Here is a 23,631-nt window from a genome sequence, read left to right on the forward strand (position 1 = left end):
CGGACGGTGCATCGCGTCTCTCGGACGCGGAGTCCTCGCACCCCCGATTGACGGCAGCGGTACCCAGCAGCTTGTCGCGGAAGTAGCAACGCACAACGGCGGACGACCGCGGGCGTCCGTGGACCGTCGCAGCAGGCGAGACCCGCCTCTCGTCACCACCGTTGGACCACATGAACGGCGTGAACTGGAAGACGCCGTCTTCGGCACCGCCCGCGCTCAGCGCCAGGCCGTACCGCCTGCCGTGGGTGAGCTTCTTGGCGGTCTCGCGCAGCTCGGCCCAGGTGGCCGGGACCTTCAGGCCCGCCTTGGCGAGGACGTCCTTGTCGTAGAAAAGCGCGAGCGTGTTCACCGAGCGGGCCGCGCCGTAGTAGGTCCCCTTGTAGGAGCCGAAGTTGACGATGCCCTGGGGGATGTCGTCGGTGCCCAAGCCCAGCGTCCTGAGGTCGATCAGCCCGCCGGCCTCGGCGAACGTCGGCATCTCGGAGGCGTCGAACTGCACGATGTCGGGCAGCGACTCCGAGGACGCCATGCGCAGCGCCTTGGTCATGACCTGCGCGGCAGGGACGCTCTGCTGCTCGATGGTGACGCCGAGTCGCTTGCCGCAGCGGGCCATCGCCTGCGCGTCCCAGCGGTGGTAGGAGTCGTCGGTCGAGGAGTTCAACACGGTGTACACGGCACTGTCGCGCTGCTGGCCGCAACCACCCAAGGCCGCCCCGGCGAGCAGGACGGCCACGGTGGCGAGCGGCGCCGCGGCCCTGCGGGAGCGTCGGCGGCGTGCGGCAGACGGATCGGGTGCTGCGGCGGGTGCCCTTAAGTTGAAGCGCTTCGACATACTGTGGTCCTAGCTGTCATATCGCCCGGCACATCATCAGGAAGATTTGTTTGTTGGGATGACTAATACGTCAATCGCCGATTCCGCGCCACCCTCTGAACGTGTCCACCCGAACACGCCGAGAAGTTCAACTCGGCTCGGGAGATGAAATAACAGCAGATCAAATGATGTCTACGCGCTATGCCAACGACCACGGCAGCCCGCGCAGCCCCGCAGATCGACCCGCTCCCCCGAGGACCTCATGACGTTCACCAACGGGTTCCGGCGCATCCGCGGTGGCGTTCAGGTGGCATGCGCCACCGAGACGCGTGGAGTGCACGGGTAATCGAATCGCTTCACCGTCCATGTCACGGCGCAGAAGGTGATGCGCACAGGGGCACGCTAGACGCGCGCATCCCAGCGTCGACCGAGGGCGCGCGTGACGGCAATCCGCCACGTTATGAGACCTGCGCGTACTTGTGGCCAGGTAGGCGAGATCCTCCGGTCGAAGCCGGAACGGAACCGTGGTGACGAGATGTCCGTTGAGGAGGAAGCGGACGCTGCGGTGGTTTCCCTTGCGGCGGCAGAACCGGCGGTTCGCCAACCTCGATGGACAACTCCTGCTACGTGACTGCTTGTTCAGGGCGTTCGCCGTCCTGACGGACAGGGGCGTGGGGCCGGAAGAGGCTGACCGGGGTGGCCATGGTCAGGGCCTGGTGCGGGCTCTGGTGGTTGTAGGCGTGCACCCAGCCGTCGGTCGCTTCCCGGGCTGCGGCCAGCGACTCGAACGGCACCACGTGATCGAGGAACTCCTCCCGTAGGGTGCGATGGAAGCACTCCGTCCTGACGATGGTGGGGGCGAGCGGGGCTTGGTCAGCCGCTGCGTGATGCCGTTCTCCCGGCAGACGCCCTCGAACAGCACCTCGACGGGCTGAGGTCGGGTATGACGGCCGGTGAACTGCTTGTCGTTGTCCGTCAGCGCCTCTAAGGGCACTCCGCAGCGGCGCATCGCGGCGGTGAAGGCCGAGCACACCGCGCGGGCGCTGGGCACAGCCACGGCGGAGGCGAACCCGACGAACCGGGAGTGGTCGTCCATGCCGGTGACCATCTTGCACAACCGCCCGTCGGCCGGCGGAACCCCGCCGACCAGGTCCATCTGCCGCTCTTCGGCGATGTCGGCCGGCTCCAGGCGAAGCTCGCGGCGGGCGGATCCGCCCAGTAGCCCTCGAAACGGAACGGCGCAGGATGCACACACACCGTGCGGCCGACGGCATACAGGCCCTCCCGTGAATTGCAGTCATGGCACGGCGGGCCGTCTGCCACGACTGGCTCCGCTACCGGCACCGCTGCCGCGGCTGCCGCTCCACCCTGCCCCTGCCACACCTCGCCGCATGGACCGCCCACACTGCCTGCCGATCGCTGCGCCCGACCCACCCGGCCCCCGGCAGGCGCAAGCCCTGCGGTGTCCTGCGCGTGTCCTGGACAGGCAGTCAGAACGCACCCCGTTCCTGCCTGCTCACTGTCGTCGTCAACTTGTCCTGGCACAAGTCCCCTACGGCGAAGCCGCCGAGCCGTATCGCATCTGATTTGGCCGAGACGGCCCCTGCCGTGGCCGCCGCGGCCGGCCCTGACCGCGTGGATGGCCTCCCTGCTCAGTTCCGGCCCGTCATCGCCGACATCGGCGGCGAGGACATAGCCCTGTTCTGGGCGCCGGTCCCAGGACGCGAGTCGGGGGCCGGTTCATGCCGTTGGACGGGGCCGTTCGGCCCGGGGGCCAGCCGATCTGTGCGCCGTACGCTGCAAGGCCCGGCCGCCATTGGTGCAGTCGCCGCTGCCGCCGGAGGTGAGGCCGAGGGCGCTCTCGCCGTCGAACAGGGCGCCGCCGCTGTCGCCGGGCTCGGCGCAGACGTCGGTCTGGATCAGTCCGCTGACCGTGCCTTCCTGGTAGTTGAGGCTGGCGTTCAGCGCGGTGACGGTGCCGTCGTGGACCTGGGTGGTGCTGCCGCTGCGCTGCACCATCCGGTGCACCGGCCTGGAGGACGGGACGAGCGGCAGCCCCTGGCTCGCCGACTACGACCCCAAGAGCCACACCGGCACGGTCATCCGGGTCCTGCGCGGCCACGAGAGCGGCGGCGACCAGGACGATGTCTCCTACGCCTCGTACTTCGACGGCGACATCGCCCAGCTCTACCAGCGCACCCAGAACGCGGACTGAACCCAGCTCATCCGCACCTCGCTCACGCCGAACGGCCGTGGCCGCGAAGCCTGCCGGGGCGGGGTCAGGGCTTGTGTCCAGTTGTGATCAAGCCGGGGTGCGACACCTTGTGTCTTCAACTCCAGAAGCCAGGAAACGATCCGCGCCACGCATCTTGTCAAACATTGAACGGACTCCTAGAGTCCGGCGTTGAAGGGAGCGTGGGACCGCTCCCCCGCCTCATGTCATCCGAGCAATGGAACCGCGATGTCATCTGCACTTCTCAGGCCGGGACGCCTGATAGTTGCCGCCCTGGCGGCGCTGTCCCTGCTTCTCCTGGGACAGCCGCAAGCCCACGCGGCGTCGTGGGGAGCCCCCCAGACCATCAACTCGTGGAACACCATCAACGGACGGTGGACCGCCAACAACGAGCTGGAGACCTACACTCCCGACTGCGTCTGGTACGAGGGCAGCACCCTCGTCATCAAGACCTACAAGTCGGGCAGCACGTACTACTCCGGCCGCGTGGAGTCCAAGGCCCTCTACGGCTACGGCACTTACAGCTTCACCGCGAACATGCCCAACGGCCAGGGCCTCCTGCCTGCGGTATGGGCGGCCTACCTGAATCCGTGGCTGCCCGAGTTCGACGCCGCCGAGATCGTCGGCCAGAACCCGAACTCCGTGTACCAGACCTCCCACGACTCCAACAACGCCCAGACCCAGTTCTCGAAGACGGATTCTGCGGGCTGGACCAACGCCTACCACACGTACTCGTTCACCTGGTGGCCCGATCACATCGACTTCGCCGTGGACGGCACCATCACCGGCACCAAGTGGTACACCACGGCACCGGGTGTCGGGATGCACTTCATCGTCAACACCGCCGTCGGCGGCGACTGGCCGGGCAACCCCAACGACTCGACATGGGCCACAGCAGACGGCGCGAGGTACCTGAAGGTCTCCTCGATCACGTACACCCCGTACCAACCGTAAGGGTTCCGCTTCAGGACCCGAACTCGGAGGACTGCCGAGAACGTGCCTGCCGGGCCGGGTCGCAGAGTTTCACTACGGCGACTCGGTCCAACGGGAGTGCTCCCAACGTCAGTCCCCGGCCCTTCCGGTGTGCGTCCCGGCGGAGGCGCCGCCGAGGTACCGTCATGCGCCGGCCGGCACCATCTCCATCCGGCGCCAGACCGGGTCCAGTCCCTAGTCGGGCGCCGTCCAGGCGATCGGCCACCGGAATCCGGTGGCCGCGCTTGAGGTCCGCACCGCGGATGGCTGGCGGCAACTGCCGCGTACCGACTACGACTGCTTCCTCTCCGCCGACGGCAGCGAGTGCGGCGGCGCGATCACAATCACGGACATCTACGGTGAACGGCTGACCAACACCGGGATCGAGCCGCGGCCGAACATCGTGCAACCGACCGGGGTCCAGTTCTCACGGCACTGATCGCACCGTCGTCACCTAGCCGAGCGGTTCGACTGGTCGCTTGCCGCAGGCACGGCGACCAGTCGGCTACGCATTCCCGGAAGCCCGCCGGTCCGGCCGCACACCGTCCGGCGCCGGGGCCCTCAGTCCTCGCGAAGCTCCGCGAGCTTCTCGAAGAAGAACTCGTGCTTCAGAAACGACACGTCGTACTCGTGCCCCGGATACGGCGGGATCAGCTGGGACGCCTGGATCAGGCGCCAGCCGTCGCACAGGGCGGCCACGCCCGTCGCGTAGGGAGGCTCGTCGCTGTCGCCCGTGGTAGGGCATGTGCGGCCGGTACCGTCGTAGAGTGCCCAGCCGATGACGTCGGAGTCCAGCGCGGACGTGCCCAGGTACAGCACCAGAAGTTGCTGGCGGACGACCGAGGAGGTCGGGGCGGGGGCGGGGTCGATCGCGGTCATGCGGGCACCTCCTGCGGTCGGTTCGAGACGCGGGTGACCCAGTGGTCCAGGTCGAAGTCCGCGTCGCCGGTCAGCGCCCGCCACAACAGGACGCGGTTGTAGAGCTCCAGGCGACCGGTCGCCCCCTCGTACCAGGGGAAGCCGGTGTTCAGTTCCGACGCCACGCCCGGGTCCGCCAGGTCCGAGGTGTCCCACAGCCGCCGCTGCCGTACCGTCGGATTGAAGCGGATCTTGAACATGTAGCGCAGGATGTCGCTGTCGTTGCGCCGGCCGCCGTGCCAGAGACCGTGGTGCAGAAACACCACGGTGCCCGCCGGACAGACCAGTCGGTGCTGGCCGCGCAGATTCTGGTACCGACCGGTGTCGCTCTCGTTCGTGCGCCGCAGATGGCTGCCGGGCACGCTCAGTGTGCCACCCATCTCCAGGGTCACATCCTGCGGGTAGTACATGAGCTGCACATCGAACGCGGCGGTCCGTGCGTCGATGATCGCGTCCGCGTGCAGCGGCTGCGCGCGGCCCTCGCGTGGCTCCCGGACGTGGACGAAGTGGTGGTCGATGTTCGGATCGGGGCCGACGAGACTGTGCAACGCGCCCGCGACTTCGGGCAGGTCGACGAGCCTGCGCATGAAGGAACCCTCGGGATAGGCCTCGGTGACCGGCGTGCCGTACGGCACCGGGGGAATGCCGGCGGCGAAGACCTCCATGGCCCCGGCGTTCATCTCCGCGGGCACCACGGCGTCCAGGCGCAGCGATCCGTGGGCGACGAAGTGCGCCATCCGCACCGAGCTGAGCAGATGCTCTCTGGTTGTCGTCATGTGCACCACGCTAGGGAAGGCATCGCGTCCGGCGCGTGGGTCCCGCTCACCACCGCTGGTAGGTTTTCACCATGCTTGAGGTGGCGGTGTGCCTGGACGAGCCGCCGGTCGTGGCGAACGTAGGCGTCGGCGTCCACGGCCCGGCCGGGCACACCGACGTCTTCCGCCTGCCCGACCTGTGGCAGCTGCACCTGTACCGGTACGAGGCCGACCTCACCGTCGACGGCACGCCCCATGTCATCCGCCCCGGCCGGGTCAGCCTCGTACCGCCCGCCACGACCGTCCGGTACCGCTACCGGGGCCGCTCCGAGCACCTGTACGCCCACCTGCGGCTGTCCTCCGGCGGGGCGCTCCGCTCGGTGCCCGTCGTACAGGACGCGGGTCCGGAGCTGTCCATGCTGTCCGCCCTGATGCTCCAGGCCATCGCGGCCTGGCCGAGCGCCCCGGTCCGGGCCGCGGCCGAGGTCTGGGCCGCGCTGTGGCGCGTCGGCCATCTCACCCCGCCGGTCCCGCAGGGCCCCCGGGACGGCCCGCACCAGGCTGTCACCGCCGCGATCTCCTACATCGAGTCCCGGCTGACCGACCCCCTCACCGTCCCGGAGGTGGCCCGCGCCGCCGGGATCTCCCACAACCACCTCACCCGGCTCTTCCGGGCGGCCACCGGCGAGACCGTCGTCGCCTACATCCGTCAGCGCCGCCTGGCACGCGCCCGTCACCTGCTGCGCGAATCCACCCTCTCCATCTCCGCGATCGCCGCCGCGGTGGGAATCCCCGACCTCCAGGCCTTCAACAAGGCCTGCCGCCGAGAGCTGGGAGCCTCACCCCGAGCCGTTCGCGAGACAGCGAGACCTGTCCGCGGGCGATCATCTGGATGGCCCGTGGGGTGAACTGACCCGGTCTGTCGAAGCGTTGTCGAAGCGCATCGACGCATCCCGGGGACGGATTCAACTCCTCGCGGGACCCACTGCCATGACGCCCTCTCAGAGAAATTCTCTTGAGTTCACGTCGCTTGTTTCCCGAGAAACATCTCCGTTACCTTGAGGAAAAGTGAAGCGCTTCGACAGCCACCGATCGCCCGGTGCCCCGAAGACCAGACCCGGCACTTCCGTCCTGCAGAGCACCATGATCAGTATCTCTGGAGAGACACATGAGATGGTCCATCAGTAGGTTCCATGGTCGGACGGTCGCGCTGGCCGCGGCCCTGCTGCTCGCAGCCGCCGGCACGGTCACCGCGGCCGCGCCGCCCGCCTCCGCCTCGACCACCGTGTCCGTGTCGGTCGACGCGGCGCAGCAGCTCGCGACGATCCCGTCCACCGGGGTCGGCACCAACGTCGCGGTCTACGACCCCAACATGACCCGCTCCGACATCCCGGGCCTGCTCGGCGCGGAAGGCGTGGGGAGCGTCCGCTATCCCGGCGGCAGCGTCGCCGACGTCTACCACTGGCAGACCAACACCGAGGAGGGCGGCGGTTATGTCGCCCCGAACACCGACTTCGACACCTTCATGGGAACGGCGCGTGCGGCAGGCGCGCAGCCGACGATCACGGTGAACTACGGCACCGGGACGCCGCAGGAGGCGGCCTCCTGGGTGCAGTACGCGAACGTCACCAAGCGCTACGGCGTGAAGTACTGGGAGGTCGGCAACGAGCAGTACGGCAACGGCGAGTACGGCTCCCCGTGGGAGACCGACCACCACTCCAGCCACAGCGCCACGACCTACGCGAACAACGTGCTGCAGTACATATCGGCGATGAAGGCGGTCGATCCCTCCATCAAGATCGGTGCGGTGCTGACCACCCCAGGAGGCTGGCCGGACGGCATCACCGGGCCCGGTGACACCGCGGACTGGAACCACACGGTCCTGTCGATCGTCGGATCGAAGATCGACTTCGTCATCGTGCACCACTACCCGAACAGCACGAGCGAGGCCGACCTGCTCACCAAGCCACAGGCCGACATCCCCAGGATCACCGGCACGGTGCGCTCGCTGATCAAACAGTACGCGGGTACCAACGCCGACAGCGTCGGCATCGCGGTGACGGAGGCGAACGCCACGTCCTACCGGGACACCTCCCCCAACGGCCTGTTCGCCCCCGACGAGTACGTGACCTGGCTGGAGAACGGCGCGTTCAGCGTGGACTGGTGGGACATGCACAACGGCACCGACTGCACCGGGCTGACCAGCGTCGAAGGCGCCACCGACTACAACGACTACGGCATGCTCTCCAGCGGCGCCTCGTGCGAGCCCCCGCTGAACACCCCGTTCCCGGCGTACTACGGCACACAGATGATCACCAAGCTGGGCGCCGCGGGCGACACGATGGTCAAGGCCACCAGCTCCAACTCGCTGCTGTCCGCGCACACCGTCCGCCGCGCCAACGGCGACGTGGACGTCATGCTCATCAACAAGGATCCGGACAACGACGCGACGGTCAGCCTTGGCTACAGCGGATTCACCCCGTCCGCCGCCGCCCCGACGGTCTACTCGTATCTGAAGAACGCTCATTCGATCACGTCGGCCACCGCCGGCAGCGCGACTCAGCAGACCGTGCCCGCGTACTCGGTCGTGGTCGTCCAGATACACCCGGCCGACGCCGCCTGCCGGGTCGTCTACAACAAGAACGAGTGGCCGGGCGGCCTGATCGGCTCCGTCACCCTCACCAACAACAGCCTTGGCCAGATCAACGGCTGGGACCTCGGCTTCAACTTCGGCGGCGACACCCAGATCACTGCCCAGTGGAACGCCACGGTGAAGCAGAGCGGCCCGAGCATCAACGCCGGGAACACCTCCTCCAACGCCTCGGTCGCGCAGGGCGGGAGCGTCTATTGGGGCTTCCAGGGCACCTGGTCCAGCAGTGACGCCGATCCGTCGCAGTTCTGGCTCAACGGCGCGAGCTGCTCGATCGGGTGAACCACGCCGCCGGCGGCGCGAACGCGTCCGCCACGGCATCGCCGAAGTCAGTGTGGCGGTCGGGACTGCCCACCGCTTCGGCGACCATCGACTTCGGGTGAATCAAGTGACGGGCATTGACGTCTGCGGCGCGGTTCCTATCATCCTGAAGAGTCCGAAGTTCCGAGCGTAGTTCGATATACCGAACCACCTGTTCCCTATTGGGAAGTAGCAAGCCGTATCCGACAGAAGGCGGAGCGATGTGATGCCCAAACCCCCGTTATGGTCCGCCGTGGTCGCGACAGTTCTCGCCCTGGTCAAGGCCACCGGCGGCACAGCTCTGCGCAACGGCGTCCACGACGCACAGAACGCCTCCCTCACGGCAAGCAAGGCCACAACCTCGACCGCCGGTTGCGGTAAGGCCCCCACGCTGACGAGCGGGAGCCGTACACTCCGGATCAACGGCAAGAGCCGCAGCTACATCCCGAAGGTGCCGGCCAACTCCGGCCAGGACCACGCCTATCGGCCGGCGAACAGCACCGCGATCTTCGTCGACACCATGACCTACGCGCTCGCGTGTGCTCGGGCAACCGTCTTCCGTGCGGTCGCGGTCCAGCCGGGCTGGCGGCTCAGCGGCTGCGACGGCGGCACCCGCCCCATGGCGTACCTCGGCATACACGGCATCCGGGACAACGTGCTCGGCATCTCCGGCGGACGCGCCCTGCGCGACCGGTTCGTCAGGAACAACGGCTGCACTCCCCAGAACCCGCCCGAGCCCGCACAGGGCAGCCTGACGCACCGCTTCACCACCTGCTCGGGATGCTCCACCGGACACCCGGTCGAGTGGGCCGCCTTCGACGACGGCCACATCCCCGCGCCTCAGGACGGAGCCGGCGGCGACAGCGGCTCCCGGACCTGGGTGCCGGCCGAGGTCTGGAAGTTCTTCACGCAGTTCTGAATCCGGCACACCGCCGGCACGTGAGACACCCCCCACCATCGAAGGAGCTCACTCATGACCGTCCGCCCGCGGACACGGCCCCTGCACCGTGCACTGCTCGCCACCGGAGCGACCGCCGCGCTCAGCCTCGGCGTGCTCACCGGCACCGCACCCGCAACCCCGGCGGCCTCCCCCGCCCCGGCCGCCGCCTCGCTGCCGTGCGACCTCTACGCCGCCGGAGGCACCCCCTGCGTGGCGGCGCACAGCACGACCCGCGCGCTGTACGGCTCCTACAACGGCCCGCTGTACCAGGTCCGCCGCGCCTCCGACAACACCACCCGCGACATCGGCGTCCTGAGCCGTGGCGGATATGCCAACGCCGCCGCCCAGGACTCGTTCTGTGCCGGTACGACCTGCGTCATCACCGTCATCTACGACCAGTCCGGCCGCGGCAACCGCCTCACCCAGGCACCTCCTGGCGGGTTCTCCGGCCCGGCCGCCGGCGGCTACGACAACCTCGCCAATGCCACCGCCGCACCGACCACCATCGGCGGCCACAAGGCCTACGGCGTCTACGTCGCCCCGGGCACCGGGTACCGCAACAACAACACCAACGGTGTCGCCAAGGGCGACCAGCCCGAGGGCATGTACGCCGTACTCGACGGCACCCACTACAACGGCGGCTGCTGCTTCGACTACGGCAACGCCGAGACCAACAGCCGCGACAACGGCAACGGCACCATGGAAGCCATCTACTTCGGAAACATCAAGGTCTGGGGCTACGGATCGGGCAACGGTCCCTGGATCATGGCCGACCTCGAAAACGGCCTGTTCTCCGGGGTGAATCAGCACTACAACGCGAACGACCCCTCCATCAGCCACCGCTATCTGACCGCTGTCGTCAAGGGCGAGCCCAACCACTGGGCCATCCGCGGCGGCAACGCCCAGTCCGGCGGCCTGTCGACCTTCTACAGCGGAACCCGCCCCAATGTCGCGGGCTACAACCCGATGAAGAAGGAAGGCGCCATCATCCTCGGCATCGGCGGCGACAACAGCCACGGCTCCGCCGGCACCTTCTACGAGGGCGTCATGACCTCCGGCTACCCCTCGGACGCCACTGAGGGAGCCGTACAGGCCGGCATCGCGGCCGCCGGCTACGGAAAGTAGGTTCACTCCTCGTAACGGAACTCGGTGGTCGCGGGCCCCGCGGCGACGATGTGCAGGGTGCCGTCGGGGCCACCCGTACGCAGCCGCCAGGGGTGTGGGCTGTCGGTCGTGACGCTGAGGCGGTCGCCCTCGCGGCGGACATCGAAGCGGGCCGTCTCGCCGGGGCCGTTCGTAGTCGGGATCGCGACCGTGCGGCGAGCCCCGTCCGCGAAGGCGTGCACCCTCAGCTCGACATCGTCCGCCCAGGCCGAGACCGGGCGCTGGTCGTCGGCGGCGAAGGGGATGACCGAGTCGGGGCGAGCCAGCAACGGCAAGGTGTGGAAGTCGTGCTGCTCGCGCACCCAGCGAGGGCCGGTGACCCGGACGCCGGTCAGGATGTTGGTCCAGGTGCCCTCGGGCACGTAGTACTCGGCCGTGCCGTCGTCGGTGAAGACGGGAGCGACGAGCAGGTCGTCGCCGAGCATGTACTGTCGGTCGAGATGACCGGTGGTGGGGTCGCCGGGGAACTCCAGGGCCATGGCCCGCATCACCGGGATGCCGGTGGTGTGGGCCTGCTGGGCGGCGCGCTGCAGGTACGGGGCGAGGCGGTGTTTGAGGAGGGTGAACTCGCGGGTGACCTCGACAGCCTCCTCGCCGTAGTCCCACGGGACGCGGTACGACCGGCTGCCGTGCAGCCGGCTGTGCGAGGAGAGCAGACCGAACTGCACCCAGCGCTTGAACACGGTCGGCGTGGGAGTGCCCTCGAAGCCGCCGATGTCATGGCTCCAGAAGCCGAACCCGGACAGCCCGAGGGAGAGTCCGCCGCGCAGCGACTCGGCCATGGCGTTGAAGTGGGAGTCGCAGTCGCCGCCCCAGTGCACGGGGTACTGCTGGCCTCCGGCGGTGGCCGAGCGGGCGAACAGCATCGCCTCGCCCTCGCCGCGCTCCTCGCGCAGCAGGTCGAAGACGGCCTGGTTGTAGAGGTGGGTGTAGTAGTTGTGCATCCGCTCCGGATCGGAGCCGTCGTGCCAGACGACATCGGTGGGGATGCGCTCGCCGAAGTCGGTCTTGAAGCAGTCCACGCCCTGTGCGAGCAGTGTGCGCAGTTTGCCGGTGTACCAGTCGCGAGCGGCAGGGTTGGTGAAGTCGACCAGGGCCATGCCCGCCTGCCACAGGTCCCACTGCCACACGCTGCCGTCCGGACGCCGTACGAGGTGGCCCTCGCGCATGCCCTCCTCGAACAGCGGTGACTTCTGGGCGATGTACGGGTTGATCCAGGCGCAGACGCGCAGTCCCCGCTGCTTGAGCCGGGCCAGCATGCCCTCCGGGTCGGGGAAGGTCTCGGCGTCCCACGCGAAGTCGCACCACTGGTGGGCGCGCATCCAGAAGCAGTCGAAGTGGAACACGCTCAGCGGGATACCGCGTTCGGCCATGCCGTCGATGAAACGGCCGACCGTGGCCTCGTCGTAGTCGGTGGTGAAGGACGTGGTCAGCCACAGGCCCAGCGCCCAGGCCGGCGGCAGGGCCGGGCGGCCGGTGAGCGCGGTGTAGCGCTCCAGGACCTGCTTCGGGGTCGGGCCGTGGACGACGAAGTACTCCAGCGACTGATCCTCGACGCTGAACTGGACCTGGCCGACGGCTTCCGAGCCGACCTCGTAGCTGACCCTGCCGGGATGGTTCACGAAGACGCCGTATCCACGGTTGGTCAGGTGGAACGGGATGTTCTTGTAGGCCTGTTCGCTGCTGGTGCCGCCGTCGGCCTGCCAGATGTCCACCGTCTGCCCGTTCTTCACAAGCGGCGTGAATCGCTCCCCCAGGCCGTAGACAAGCTCTCCGACTCCCAACGACAGCTGGGCGAGCATGTGATGGCGGCCTTCGGCGTCGGTGACGAACCCGTTGCCGCGCTCTCCCGCGGAGGTCAGCACCTGGCCGTCGGCGACGAACTCCAGCCGCCACGGCTGTTCCGTGTCCACGCGCAGCGTCAGTTCGCCGGAGACCAGTTCCAGCACCGCCCCGTCCCGGCGCACCTTGCCGGCGTCCGCACCGGCGCCGGGCAACGCGAACTCCGGGCCCCGGCGCGCCGATCCGGCATGGTGGGTCGTGCGCACGCCGATGATCCCCTCGGCCGGGGACCAGCACTCCACGGTCAGCAGCGGGCTGTTGAGGGTGTCACCCCGCCGGCTCACGTGTTTCACCGGCGCGTACAGGGTCATCCGCTGGTCGTCGGCGCGTACGTCGGCGACCTCGGTGGCATGGCGGGCCGTGCAGCCGGGGCGCATCAGCCAGTAGCCGTCCGTGAACTTCATCGGGCAGGTTCCTCCGTACGCGCACGGTGCGCGGTGATCAGACCCCGGTACCAGTGGTAGCTGTCCTTGGGGGTGCGGGTCAGAGTGTCGTAGTCGACGTGGACCAGTCCGAAGCGCTGGTCGTAGCCGCGTGCCCACTCGAAGTTGTCCAGCAGCGACCAGGCGTAGTAGCCGCGTACGTCCACACCGGCGGCCATGGCATCGGCCACGGCGGCGAGGTGCTCGGCGAGATAGCCGATACGGTCGGGATCGTGGATGCAGCCGTCGGGTGCGACGGTGTCGGCCTCCGCCGAGCCGTTCTCCGTGATCCAGATCGGCGGCGACTGCGGGTAGCGGACATGGAGGCCACAGAGCAGTTCGGTGAACGCGGACGGGACGACCGGCCAGCCCATGGTGGTGTGTCGCGTGCCGTACGGGTCCAGCTCGGCCACGCCGATGTCCACGGCGGTGCGCTGGTCGGGGTCGGCCACGCGGTGCGGTGCGGCGGCCACGGTGAGGGGCCGGTAGAAGTTCACGCCGAGGAAGTCCAGCGGCGTGCCGATCAGGTCCAGGTCGCCCGGCAACCGCCAGGGGCCGTCGGCGAGCCCGGCCCAGGTCTCGGCCTCGTGCGCGGGGTAGCGTCCGGCGAACAGCGGTTCTGTCCAGATGTCGTTGTGCAGGGTCTCGGCGCGACGGCGGGCGGCGATGTCCTCGGGCCGGTCGGACGCGGCGTGGATGCGGTCCAGGTTGAGGGTGATGCCGATCTCCCCGGCGACGCCCGCGGCGCGCAGGGCGTGTACGGCGAGACCGTGGCCGACGAGCAGATGGTGGGCGGCGGCCAGTGCGCCCCGTCCCTCCTGTGTGCCGGGGGCGTGTCGGCCCTCGGCATGCCCGACGAACGCGGAGCAGTACGGCTCGTTGAGGGTGATCCAGCGTTCCACCCGGTCGCCGTAGCGCTCGGCGGCGAGTGCCGCGTACGCCGCGAACGCCTCGGCGGTCTCCCGCACGCGCCAGCCCCCACGGTCCTCCAGGCCCTGTGGGAGGTCCCAGTGGTAGAGGGTGACGGCGGGAGCGACACCGGCGGCCAGCAGGCCGTCGATGAGGCGGTCGTAGAAGTCCAGGCCCTTGGTGTTGACCGGGCCGATGCCCCGGGGCAGCAGGCGGGGCCAGGAGATCGAGAGGCGGTAGGTGTCGACGCCGAGACCGCGCAGCAGCGCGATGTCCTCGCGGTGGCGGTGGTAGTGGTCGGCGGCGGTGTCGCCGGTGGCACCCGCGTGCGTCCGACCGGGAGTGTGGCTGAAGGTGTCCCAGATGGAGGCCCCGCGGCCGTCCTCGTCGTGGCCGCCTTCGATCTGGTAGGCGGACGTGGCCGCGCCGAAGCGGAAGCCGCCGGGGAGCGTCGGGAAGGGCGGGGTGTTCACCGGGCACCCTCCTCGCTCCGCGGGGCAGGCGCGTGGTCTCCGGCGAGTGCGTCATCCGGTGCGGTGAAGCGGAAGGAGGCCAGCCGGAAGTCGCCGTGCAGGGTGAGCCGCAGATCGTGGGGGCCATCGGCAGGTGGCGCCGTCGCGACGGTGACGGTCGTCCAGGTGTGGCGGTCGCCGGTAACCGGTACTGCGGTCTCCGCGACGAGACGGTCTCCGGCCCGCACCTCCAGCCGTGCCTCACCCGGTCCGGCGGCCTCGCGCGCGACCTCTGCCTCGAAGCAGGCGGCACCGGACAGGTCCGCGGCGCGGAACAGCAGGGTCGCGGGGTGAGCGGGATCTGCCGGGGCGACGGCATCGCCTCTCGCACGGGTGGCGTCGACCAGGGCGATGTCCGTGTAGTCGTCGAAGTCGGCAGCGAGGGTGCTCCGGCCCACCAGTGCGCGTGGTGCGGGTCGGGAACCGGTGACGGTGAGCGGCACGCCGAGGACGATGTCCTCGGCCGAGCGCGCGACGAGCACCTCGTAGCGGCCGGGATCGGCGGTGAAGGCGCCCGCGGTGACGTCCCAGTGCGCCAGTCGTTCGGCCGGCAGCCGGAAGGTCACCTCCTGGCTCTGCTCCGGTGCGAGCCGCACCTTGCGGAATTCGGCGAGACGGAGCCGGGGTGCCTCGTAGCGGGCATCGACCGCCCGGACGTAGAGCTGGACCACCTCGCTCCCGGACCGTGTGCCCGCGTTGGCCAGGGTCACGGAGACGTCCACTGCGCCGTGCTGGGCCATGGACGGCGTGGACAGCCGCAGGTCGCGGTAGGTGAAGTCGGTGTACGACAGGCCGTGTCCGAAGGAGTACAGGGGTGCGGACCGGTGGTACTGGTACGTCCAGCCCGCCTTGATGATGTCGTAGTCGAGTGGATGCGGCAGTGGGTCCTCGCCCCGGTACCAGGTCTGCGGCAGCCGGCCGGCGGGGTCGGCCGCGCCGAGCAGGACGGCGGCCAGGGCCCGGCCCGTCTCCTGTCCGCCGTGGGAGGTCCACAGCACGGCCGGCAGGTGGGCGTCGGCCCAGTCGACGGCGTAGGGGTAACTGCCCATGACGACCAGCGCGGTCTCCGGTCTGACGGCGGCGACCGCGCGCAGCAGCGCTTCCTGCGTCTCGGGCAGGCCGATTCCGGTACGGTCCTCGGTCTCGCGGCCGTTGATCATCGGGTGGTTGCCGAGGACGACGATCGCCACGTCGGCCTCCTCTGCGGCGGCCCGCGCCTCGGCCGCGCCGTCGCGCAGCAGTTTGCGCTGCCAGCGCTCGGCCGTCCCGGGGGTCTCGGCGGTGACGCGCACCCGGCCGTCGGCGGGATCGCGGGCGGCGTAGCGGCCGGTGCGCACGTTGTGGAGCACAAAGGTGTCGCCCTCGCCGTCCGGGGCGGGCTCCAGCCGGAAAGTCTCGTCGACGAACCAGGACTTGAGCAGCGCCCGGTCGGTGACGAGGGAGGCGTCGTCCTGGACGCCGAGGTAGCGGCCGGTGTCGGCGTCGCACAGGGTGAGGACGCCGTCGCCCCACTCCTGGACATCGAACGAAGTCCCGCCCAGCGGCTTGCCGGAGGTACGGGAGAGCAGCCTGATCCGGTCGGCGCCCGGCACGCGGACCACATGGCCGCCGCCGTCTGCGAGCGCGGCGCGCAGACCGGTCGCGATGCCCACCTGGTAGGGCATGGTGCCGCTGTACCAGTCCTCGTACAGGGCGTCGGCGTGCGGCCCGATGACGGCGATCCGTGGTGCTCGTTCCGGATCGAGGGGCAGCAGGCCGTCGTTCTTGAGTAGGACCACCGACTCGGTCACGGCGCGCAGGGCCAGGGCGCGGTGCTCGGGACAGTCGATCACCTCCGGGCCGATGCCGGCGTACGGATCGAGATCGGGGTCGAACTCGCCCAGCCGGAAGCGCAGTTGCAGCTGGCGGCGCACCGCCCAGTTGACGTCCTCCTCCTCGATCAGTCCGCGCTCCAGCGCCTCGCGCAGCCGGCCGATCACGGCCGCGCTGTCCTCGCGGTGGTCGGTGAAGCTGTCGATGCCGGCTTTCAGCGCGGCGGCGTGGGAGGAGGCGTGGTCCTCGAAGTAGTGCTCCAGCTCCACCAGGTTGCAGGGCGCTTCCTCGTCGCTGACCACGAACAGTTCATGGCCCGTCTGCCCTGCCCAGCGCCGCAGTTCGTCCTCGATGAGCGGACTGACGTGGCAGGGGCGGCCGTTGACCAGGTTGTAGGCGGCCATCGCGCCGGTGGCCGCGCCGGAGGCGATGACCGGGCGGAAGGCGGCCAGGTCGTACTCGTGCAGCACGCGGGGGCGTAGGCCGGAGGAGGTGACACAGCGGTCGTTCTCGTTGTTGTAGGCGAGGAAGTGCTTGAGCACCGGAGCGGCGCGCAGGTAGTCGGGATGGTCGCCGGCCAGGCCCCGGCAGTACGCGGTGCCGAGGCGCGCGGTGTGCAACGGGTCCTCGGAGTAGCCCTCTTCGCCCCGCCCCCATCGCGGATCGCGCAGCAGGTTCACCACGGGCGACCAGATCTGCAGGCTGTTCGTGCCGGATCCGGTCGCGGTCGGCCGGTGTCGGTGGAAGGCGCGCGCCTCGACCGAGACCGCCTCGCCGACGGTGCGCACCAGATCCTCGTCCCACGTGGCTCCCAGCCCCACGGCCTGGGGAAAGACGGTCGCCACTCCCAGCCAGGCCACGCCGTGCAACGCCTCGGTTCCGGTGCGGAACGAGGCGATGCCGAGGCGCGGGACGGCCGGGACGTACTGGTGCAGCAGGGCGAGCCGCTCATCCAGGGTGAGCCGGTCCAGCAGGTCGTCGACACGTTTCCCGAACGGAAGCGCGGGATCACGGAACGGCAGCCGGGCGGTGGCGGAAAGGGAGGGAGAACCCACGAGTCATGCCCCTCAACAAGCGGGAGTGGATGTCGGGCTGAAGACAGATTGTCGAAGCGCATCGACGCTTTCATCGTCATGACGGACTGTCAATGGACCTGCGAAAAGAACCTCTCTTTATGTTCGCACTCTTGTTTCGCACGAAACATGTCCGTTAACTTCGCGAGTCAGGTGAAGCGCTTCGACACCAAGGGAAAGGGGTCGCCACCATGCCGCACGCGTTGAACCGCAGAAGCTTCGTCGGCGCGGCCGCCTCGTTCCCGGGAGCGGCCGCACCGGCTCCGCCCCTGTCCGCCCACGGGGGTGGCGGACAGCGGCACACGGATACGAACACGAAGGCGGGTTCGAAGGCGGCGCTGCCGGCCTACCCGAAGGGCGTCACGGGCGTGCCCCCCGCAGTGGAACTTCCGCAGCGGCCTGCGCACCGGCGCCGTCAAGGGCTGAAGCGGTACCGCGCCGACGGCACATCCCCGGACCGGGAGCGGTCCCGCTCGCCTCTCCCCGCCGCCTGAAAGGGACCGCTCCCCCACTACGGCCACGCCGGCCGCCGGCCTCCACCCCTGGCGCCGGTGCCGGCCACCCGCGAGAGCACACCACACCCGACTCCCGTACCGGAGGAACACCCATGACCGCCCGCAGCGTCACCGACCGTCTGGGCGGGCTCGCCTTCGGCGGGGACTACAACCCCGAGCAGTGGGACGAGCCCGTCTGGAAGGAGGACGACACACTCATGCGCCGGGCCGGGGTCAACCTGGTCACCGTGGGCGTCTTCTCCTGGGCCCTGCTCGAACCGGAGGAGGGCCGCTACGACTTCGCCTGGCTCGACGCCCACCTGGAGCGCCTGCACGCGAACGGCGTGGCCGTCGACCTCGCCACACCGACGGCCTCCCCACCGCCCTGGTTCACCCTTGCCCACCCCGACGCCCTGCCGGTCACACCCGACGGCACCCGCCTCACCCACGGCAGCCGCGACACCTACTGCCTGGCCGCACCCGCCTACCGGAACGCGGCCCGCAGGATCGCCTCGGCCCTCGCCGAACGGTACGGCGACCACCCGGCCCTCGCGCTGTGGCACGTACACAACGAGTACGCCACGCTCTGCCACTGCGAGCACGCGGCGGCGGCCTTCCGGGTGTGGCTGCGCGCCCGCCACGGCTCACTGGACGCCCTCAACGAGGCCTGGGGAACGTCCTTCTGGAGCCAGCGCTACACCTCTTGGGAACAAGTGCTGCCACCACGCGCGACGCAGTGGCACAAGAACCCGGGCCAGAGCCTGGACTTCCGCCGCTTCTGGTCCGACGAGACCGTCGCCGCCTACCGCGAACAGCGCGACGCGATCCGCGCGCACAGCGACCGGCCCGTGACGACCAACCTGATGCTGCCCGCCTACCAGAACCTGGACCTGTGGGCGCTGGCCCGCGAACTCGACGTGGTCACCTCCGATCACTACCCGGGGTCGCCAGGTCTCGACGCCGCCGCCGACGCCGCATTCCACGCCGACCGCGTCCGCTCCCTGAGCGGCGGCAGCCCCTGGCTGCTGATGGAACAGGGCACCAACACCGTCTACGACAGCGACCGGGTGCTGGGCAAGGAACCCGGGGAGATCCTGCGCCACACCCTCGGCCACATCGCGCGCGGTTCGGAGGGTGCCCTCTTCTTCCAGTGGCGGCAGTCCCGGGCCGGTGCCGAGACATGGCATTCGGCGATGGTCCCGCACGCTGGCCCCGACAGCCGTATCTTCCGCGAGGTCACACAGGTCGGGGAGGCGGTCGCCCGGCTCGGCGAGCTGGCGGGTTCGACGGTCGACGCGTCCGTGGCCGTCCTGCACGACGCGGACGCCTGGTGGGCCTTGAGCGTCGACGGCCTGCCCTCCGCCGCCCTCGGTTACCACGGGGAGCTGAGCCGGGCACACCGGGCGTTGTGGGACGCCGGCGTGACGGTCGACTTCGCCCATCCCGAGCACGAGTTGAGCCGCTACGCGCTCGTCGTCGCGCCGGCCCTGTTCCTCCTGTCCGACGCGGGCGCCGAGAACCTGCGCCGATACGTCGCCGACGGCGGGACACTCCTCGTCCAGTACGCGAACGGATGCGTCGACGACCGCATGCACGCCCGGCTCGGCGGCTATCCAGCCGGGCCGCTGCGCGAGGCCCTGGGCGTCCGTGTCGAGGAGCACCGCCCGCTGCGGACGGATGAGCGGATCACCCTGTCGGACGGCTCGCACGGCTCGGTATGGAGCGAGTCCCTGCGTGCCGAGGGCGCCGAGACGCTCGCCGCCTACACCCACGGCATGCTCACCGACAGCCCGGCACTGACCCGGCACCGCTACGGAACCGGGCAGGGCTGGTACGTCTCCACCCGCCTCGACGACACCGACTACGGCGCGTTGGTCGGCCGGGTCCTGCACGAGGCCGGTGTCGAGCCGGAGGAGTCGCCAGGTCTGCCGGACGGTGTCGAAGCCGTCACCCGGCACGCGTCCGACGGCCGTCGCTGGCAGTTCCTGCTCAACCACCGCGCGGACACCGTGCCGCTGCCGGATTCCGCTCACGACCTGCTCACCGGCGCCAGGGTCCGCGAGCTGCCCCCCGGCGGTTGCGCGGTGCTGCGCAGGACCTGACTCCGAGAGGCCACCATGACCGAGGAACAGCACACGATCCGCTGGGGTCACGACGCCCTTCGGCTCCAGATCACCCTTGATGAGAACGACAGCCCCCTCCTGACCTACCTCGGACCGCCCGCCGGCGGTGACGCGAACCCCCATGCCTCCCTGCCCCTGGTGGAGATGACGGCCGCGGGGCACGGCCGCGGCTGGTCGGGCAACCGCCTCGTCGACACCACGATCGGCGGGCGGCTGCGCCACCGGGGCCACCACACGGCGCGCGAGGGCGACTGGCACACACTGACCGTCCAACTCCACGATCCGGAGAGCGGGTTGGTCGCAGACGTGACGTACCGTTCGCCCGACGGTGTGCCCGTCGTGCGCGGCGAGGTGACCCTGCGCAACGAAGGCCGGGAGACCGTGTTCCTGGAGTCGGTCAGCTCTCTCGTCGTGGGCGGCCTGACCGCGGCAGGTCCGGCGGCCATCGACGCCGCGGACCTGCTCTGGGCGGACAACGACTGGCTCGCTGAATGCCGGTGGCAGCGCCGTCCGATGCGCCTGACCTCGCCCGTCCTGAGCGGACGCGTGCAATTCGGCAATGGCAGAGGAGGGTTCGCTCTGACCGGGCAGGGCAGTTGGTCCAGCTGCGGGCATCTACCCATGGGTGGGCTGACGGACCGTCACTCCGGCCTCACCTGGGTGTGGCAGATCGAGCACAACGGCAGCTGGCGCTGGGAGTGCGGCGAGCGCCACGGCGCGGCGTACACGGCACTGTCCGGGCCGACCGACACGCACCACGGCTGGCGGCACGCCCTGGCACCCGGGACGGCCTTCAGCGCCGTACCCGCCGCTGTGGCGTTCAGCGCCGACGGCGGACCGGACGCCGCGTTCGCCGCGCTGACCCGCTACCGGCGCGCCCTGCGCCGCCCGCATCCCGACCACAGGCGGCTGCCCGTCATCTTCAACGACTACATGAACTGCCTGATGGGCGACCCCACCACCGACAAACTCCTGCCGTTGGTCGACGCGGCGGCCGAGGCCGGCGCCGAGTACTTCGTCATCGACGCCGGCTGGTACGACGACGGCGACGGCGGCTGGTGGACCACCGTCGGCGCCTGGGAACCGGCCGCCTCGCGCTTCCCCGGCGAGAACGGGATCCACGAGGTGCTGGACCGGATCCGCGCACGCGGCATGGTCCCGGGGCTGTGGCTGGAGCCGGAAGTGGTCGGCGTGCACAGCCCCGTGGCCGGGATCCTGCCCGACGAGGCGTTCTTCCGCCGCGACGGCGTCCGCGTCGTGGAGGGCGGCCGGTACCACCTGGACCTCCGTCACCCCGCCGCATGTGCCCACCTGGACCGGGTGGTGGACCGCCTGGCCGGCACATGGGGCGTCGGTTACCTCAAGCTCGACCACAACATCGACCCCGGCTCCGGGACCAGCAACCGTCCCGGCGAGTCGCCCGGAGCCGGGCTGCTCGGCCACAACCGCGCCCACCTCGACTGGCTCGACGGCATCCTCGACCGGCACCCCCACCTGGTGCTGGAGAACTGCTCCTCCGGCGGCATGCGGTGGGACCACGCCCTGCTGTCCCGGCTGCAGGTGCAGTCCACCAGCGACCAGCAGAACCTCCTGCTCTACGCACCCATCGCGGCCTCGGCACCCACCGCCGTCACCCCCGAACAGGGCGCCGTCTGGGCCTACCCGCAGCCGGAGGACTCCCTCGACGAGGTCGCGTTCACGATGGCCAACGCTCTCCTGGGCCGCATCCACCTCTCCGGCCGGCTGCCCGAACTGCGGCCCGAGGCACGCGCCCTCGTCCATGAGGCGGTGACGGTCTACAAGGCCATCCGCGCCGACCTGGCGCAGGCCGTGCCCTGCTGGCCACTCGGCCTTCCCGCCTGGGACGATCCCTGGCTCGCGCTGGCCCTGCGCACTCGCGACACCACCTACCTCACGGCCTGGCGCCGCCCCGGCACCGACAGCTCCGCGACTCTCAGCCTGCCGCACCTGCGCGGCTCACACGTCCGCGCGGACCTGCTCTACCCCTCGACCAGCCAGGCCACCACCGGCTGGCACCCGGACACCGGTCACCTCACCGTGACCCTGCCCACCGCGCCCTCCGCCGTGCTGCTCCGGCTCAGCCGCCCCAAGGCGTCCTCTCCAGACGAGACATCCGGCTGAGCCACGTACATCCCGTATACCGAAAGGACCTGGTGCCTTGTCAGACACCGGCCCCGCCAACCCCGTGATCCCCGGTTTCCACCCCGACCCCAGCGTCTGCCGGGTCGGCGACGACTACTACCTCGCCTGCTCCAGCTTCGAGTACTTCCCCGGCGTACCCCTCTTCCACAGCCGTGACCTGGTGCACTGGACGCAGATCGGCAACGCCCTGGACCGGCCGAGCCAGCTGCGTCTGGCGGCCGACGTGCCGTCCTCCGCCGGGATCTACGCCCCCACCCTGCGCCACCACGACGGACGCTTCTGGCTGATCGTCACCAACGTGAGCGCAGGCGGCGGAAACCTGGTCGTCACCGCCACCGACCCCGCCGGGCCGTGGTCGGACCCCATCCGGCTTCCCGGCGTGCCCGGCATCGATCCCGACCTGGCCTGGGACGAGGACGGCACCTGTTGGTGCACCTTCGCCGGGGTGTCACAGGTCCGCATCGATCCGCACACCGGGGAAACGTACGGGACACCGCGGAAGTTGTGGTCCGGCGCGCCCGGCGACAAGGCTCCGGAGGCGCCGCACCTGTACCGGATAGGCGACTACTGGTACCTGCTCATCGCGGTGGGGGGAACCGAGCGCGGCCACGGCGTGGCGATCGCCCGCGGTCTCACGCCGAGCGGCCCGTTCGAGCCCTGCCCGGCCAACCCGATCCTCACCCACCGCAGCACCGACCACCCCGTGCAGAACACCGGGCACGCCGACCTGGTCCAGGCACCCGACGGCTCGTGGTGGATGGTGCTGCTCGGGGTACGGCCGGGCGGCGGCACGCCCGGCTGGCACGTGCTCGGCCGGGAGACCTTCCTGGCTCCGGTGACCTGGGTGGACGACTGGCCGGTCGTCGGCGAGGTCGCCCTGGACCTGCCGGAGCTTCCGTGGCCCCTTGCCCCCGGCCCCGTCGAGGAACCACGGGACGACTTCGACCTGAGCGAACTGCGGCCTTCGTGGATCTCCGTGCGGGACCGCCCGGCCGAACTCTGCACCACGAAGGAGCGCCCCGGATGGCTGACGCTCCGCGCGCGGGGCGTCGACCTGGACGAACCCGACGCCATCTTCGTCGGCCGGCGCCAGCAGCACCTGTCGTGCGGGGCCCGGACCCTGGTCGATCCCGCGGAGGGTACCGGCGGCCTGGCCGTACGGCTGGACGAGCGGCACCACTACGCCATCGAGGCGTCCGGCAGCGAAGTGCGGGTGATCGCGCGGGTCGGCTCGCTGCGCACGGTCGTGGCGGCACAGCCCGTACCCGACGGGCCGGTGGTCCTCGGCCTCACGATCACCGACCCCCCGCCGCCACACGACGCCCGTACCGGCCCCGATGCCGTCTCTCTCGGCGTCGAGCAGCCCGACGGCACCTTCACCGTGCTCGCGACCCTCGACGGCCGTTACCTGTCGACCGAGGTCGCCGGCGGCTTCACGGGCCGCGTCATCGGCATGTACGCCACGGTCGGCACCGTCCACTTCGACTGGTTCGACTACGAGCCCCTCAGACCCTGACCACCGAACCGACAACCCGACA

General features: G+C 70.0%; 14 protein-coding genes and 5 pseudogenes. 11 read left to right on the forward strand and 8 right to left on the reverse strand.

What is annotated here, in order from left to right:
* Positions 1-139: 139 nt before the first annotated feature.
* The 3 pseudogenes from AC4OXY_RS01970 to AC4OXY_RS01980 all read right to left on the reverse strand — a co-directional run.
* Positions 140-832: pseudogene (locus AC4OXY_RS01970) on the reverse strand (ABC transporter substrate-binding protein); the annotation flags it as partial.
* Positions 833-1,473: 641 nt separating this feature from the next.
* Positions 1,474-1,970: pseudogene (locus AC4OXY_RS01975) on the reverse strand (integrase core domain-containing protein); the annotation flags it as partial.
* A 581-nt stretch (positions 1,971-2,551) separates the two neighbouring features.
* A pseudogene (locus AC4OXY_RS01980) lies at positions 2,552-2,839 on the reverse strand (S1 family peptidase); the annotation flags it as partial.
* On the opposite strand from AC4OXY_RS01980, the gene AC4OXY_RS01985 reads away from it, so the two are divergent.
* The 3 genes from AC4OXY_RS01985 (at position 2,808) to AC4OXY_RS01995 (ending at position 4,455) form a co-directional block, all read left to right on the forward strand.
* Positions 2,808-3,026: a hypothetical protein gene (locus tag AC4OXY_RS01985; RefSeq protein ID WP_491992974.1), complete on the forward strand. Its 219-nt coding sequence runs from the start codon at positions 2,808-2,810 to the stop codon at positions 3,024-3,026. The pseudogene AC4OXY_RS01980 and the gene AC4OXY_RS01985 sit on opposite strands and share 32 nt — an antisense overlap.
* A gap of 246 nt (positions 3,027-3,272) precedes the next feature.
* On the forward strand, positions 3,273-3,998 hold the full coding sequence (locus AC4OXY_RS01990) for a glycoside hydrolase family 16 protein (protein ID WP_356024874.1): 726 nt from the start codon (positions 3,273-3,275) through the stop codon (positions 3,996-3,998).
* A gap of 253 nt (positions 3,999-4,251) precedes the next feature.
* Positions 4,252-4,455: a hypothetical protein gene (locus tag AC4OXY_RS01995; RefSeq protein WP_491992975.1), complete on the forward strand. Its 204-nt coding sequence runs from the start codon at positions 4,252-4,254 to the stop codon at positions 4,453-4,455.
* A 122-nt stretch (positions 4,456-4,577) separates the two neighbouring features.
* Here the strand turns inward: AC4OXY_RS01995 and AC4OXY_RS02000 are convergent, their stop codons facing one another.
* Both AC4OXY_RS02000 and AC4OXY_RS02005 read right to left on the reverse strand, forming a co-directional pair.
* The gene (locus AC4OXY_RS02000; RefSeq protein ID WP_402066438.1) at positions 4,578-4,895 is read right to left on the reverse strand and encodes a hypothetical protein; all 318 of its coding nucleotides are present in this window, start codon (positions 4,893-4,895) and stop codon (positions 4,578-4,580) included.
* Positions 4,892-5,710 (reverse strand): phytanoyl-CoA dioxygenase family protein, encoded by an 819-nt coding sequence (locus tag AC4OXY_RS02005; protein WP_491992976.1) that lies wholly within the window; start codon positions 5,708-5,710, stop codon positions 4,892-4,894. The genes AC4OXY_RS02000 and AC4OXY_RS02005 overlap by 4 nt, the downstream gene beginning before the upstream one ends.
* Before the next feature lie 71 nt (positions 5,711-5,781).
* Between AC4OXY_RS02005 and AC4OXY_RS02010 the strand changes: the two genes are divergently transcribed.
* The 4 genes and pseudogenes from AC4OXY_RS02010 to AC4OXY_RS02025 all read left to right on the forward strand — a co-directional run.
* Positions 5,782-6,597, forward strand: coding sequence for an AraC family transcriptional regulator (locus AC4OXY_RS02010; RefSeq protein WP_362822671.1), 816 nt, complete (start codon positions 5,782-5,784; stop codon positions 6,595-6,597).
* Positions 6,598-6,857: 260 nt separating this feature from the next.
* Positions 6,858-8,621, forward strand: coding sequence for a cellulose binding domain-containing protein (locus AC4OXY_RS02015; protein WP_376289634.1), 1,764 nt, complete (start codon positions 6,858-6,860; stop codon positions 8,619-8,621).
* A gap of 244 nt (positions 8,622-8,865) precedes the next feature.
* Positions 8,866-9,555 (forward strand): annotated as a pseudogene (locus AC4OXY_RS02020) (CE1 family esterase); the annotation flags it as partial.
* 57 nt (positions 9,556-9,612) lie between these two features.
* A pseudogene (locus AC4OXY_RS02025) lies at positions 9,613-10,695 on the forward strand (arabinofuranosidase catalytic domain-containing protein); the annotation flags it as partial.
* A gap of 11 nt (positions 10,696-10,706) precedes the next feature.
* Here AC4OXY_RS02025 and yicI read toward each other — a convergent pair.
* Genes yicI through AC4OXY_RS02040 form a run of 3 tightly spaced genes read right to left on the reverse strand, consistent with a single transcriptional unit; the run spans position 10,707 to position 17,295 of the window.
* Positions 10,707-12,989: an alpha-xylosidase gene (gene yicI / locus AC4OXY_RS02030; protein ID WP_376289637.1), complete on the reverse strand. Its 2,283-nt coding sequence runs from the start codon at positions 12,987-12,989 to the stop codon at positions 10,707-10,709.
* The gene (locus tag AC4OXY_RS02035) at positions 12,986-14,389 is read right to left on the reverse strand and encodes a GH1 family beta-glucosidase (protein WP_491992977.1); all 1,404 of its coding nucleotides are present in this window, start codon (positions 14,387-14,389) and stop codon (positions 12,986-12,988) included. The genes yicI and AC4OXY_RS02035 overlap by 4 nt, the downstream gene beginning before the upstream one ends.
* On the reverse strand, positions 14,386-17,295 hold the full coding sequence (locus tag AC4OXY_RS02040) for a glycoside hydrolase family 3 C-terminal domain-containing protein (RefSeq protein ID WP_491992978.1): 2,910 nt from the start codon (positions 17,293-17,295) through the stop codon (positions 14,386-14,388). Before AC4OXY_RS02040 ends, AC4OXY_RS02035 begins: the two co-directional genes overlap by 4 nt.
* A 209-nt stretch (positions 17,296-17,504) precedes the next feature.
* Between AC4OXY_RS02040 and AC4OXY_RS02045 the strand changes: the two genes are divergently transcribed.
* The 4 genes from AC4OXY_RS02045 (at position 17,505) to AC4OXY_RS02060 (ending at position 23,609) form a co-directional block, all read left to right on the forward strand.
* Positions 17,505-17,807 carry a hypothetical protein gene (locus AC4OXY_RS02045; protein ID WP_376289643.1) on the forward strand — a complete coding sequence of 101 codons (303 nt, stop codon included), beginning with the start codon at positions 17,505-17,507 and terminating at the stop codon, positions 17,805-17,807.
* Positions 17,808-17,920: 113 nt separating this feature from the next.
* The gene (locus tag AC4OXY_RS02050; RefSeq protein ID WP_491992979.1) at positions 17,921-19,909 is read left to right on the forward strand and encodes a beta-galactosidase; all 1,989 of its coding nucleotides are present in this window, start codon (positions 17,921-17,923) and stop codon (positions 19,907-19,909) included.
* 15 nt (positions 19,910-19,924) lie between these two features.
* Positions 19,925-22,072, forward strand: coding sequence for an alpha-galactosidase (locus AC4OXY_RS02055; RefSeq protein WP_491992980.1), 2,148 nt, complete (start codon positions 19,925-19,927; stop codon positions 22,070-22,072).
* Between the two features lie 37 nt (positions 22,073-22,109).
* Entirely contained in the window at positions 22,110-23,609 is a 1,500-nt protein-coding gene (locus AC4OXY_RS02060) for a glycoside hydrolase family 43 protein (RefSeq protein ID WP_491992981.1), read from the forward strand.
* Positions 23,610-23,631: the final 22 nt, after the last annotated feature.

The organism is Streptomyces sp. HUAS MG56 (assembly GCF_058673395.1).

Bases quoted from the DNA above. Each gene is read 5' to 3' on its own strand.
- AC4OXY_RS02045 (WP_376289643.1), top strand. From the start codon at position 17,505: ATGCCGCACGCGTTGAACCGCAGAAGCTTCGTCGGCGCGGCCGCCTCG.
- AC4OXY_RS02000 (WP_402066438.1), bottom strand. From the start codon at position 4,895: ATGACCGCGATCGACCCCGCCCCCGCCCCGACCTCCTCGGTCGTCCGC.
- AC4OXY_RS01990 (WP_356024874.1), top strand. From the start codon at position 3,273: ATGTCATCTGCACTTCTCAGGCCGGGACGCCTGATAGTTGCCGCCCTG.
- AC4OXY_RS02050 (WP_491992979.1), top strand. From the start codon at position 17,921: ATGACCGCCCGCAGCGTCACCGACCGTCTGGGCGGGCTCGCCTTCGGC.
- AC4OXY_RS02005 (WP_491992976.1), bottom strand. From the start codon at position 5,710: ATGACGACAACCAGAGAGCATCTGCTCAGCTCGGTGCGGATGGCGCAC.
- AC4OXY_RS02015 (WP_376289634.1), top strand. From the start codon at position 6,858: ATGAGATGGTCCATCAGTAGGTTCCATGGTCGGACGGTCGCGCTGGCC.
- AC4OXY_RS02055 (WP_491992980.1), top strand. From the start codon at position 19,925: ATGACCGAGGAACAGCACACGATCCGCTGGGGTCACGACGCCCTTCGG.
- yicI (WP_376289637.1), bottom strand. From the start codon at position 12,989: ATGAAGTTCACGGACGGCTACTGGCTGATGCGCCCCGGCTGCACGGCC.
- AC4OXY_RS02010 (WP_362822671.1), top strand. From the start codon at position 5,782: ATGCTTGAGGTGGCGGTGTGCCTGGACGAGCCGCCGGTCGTGGCGAAC.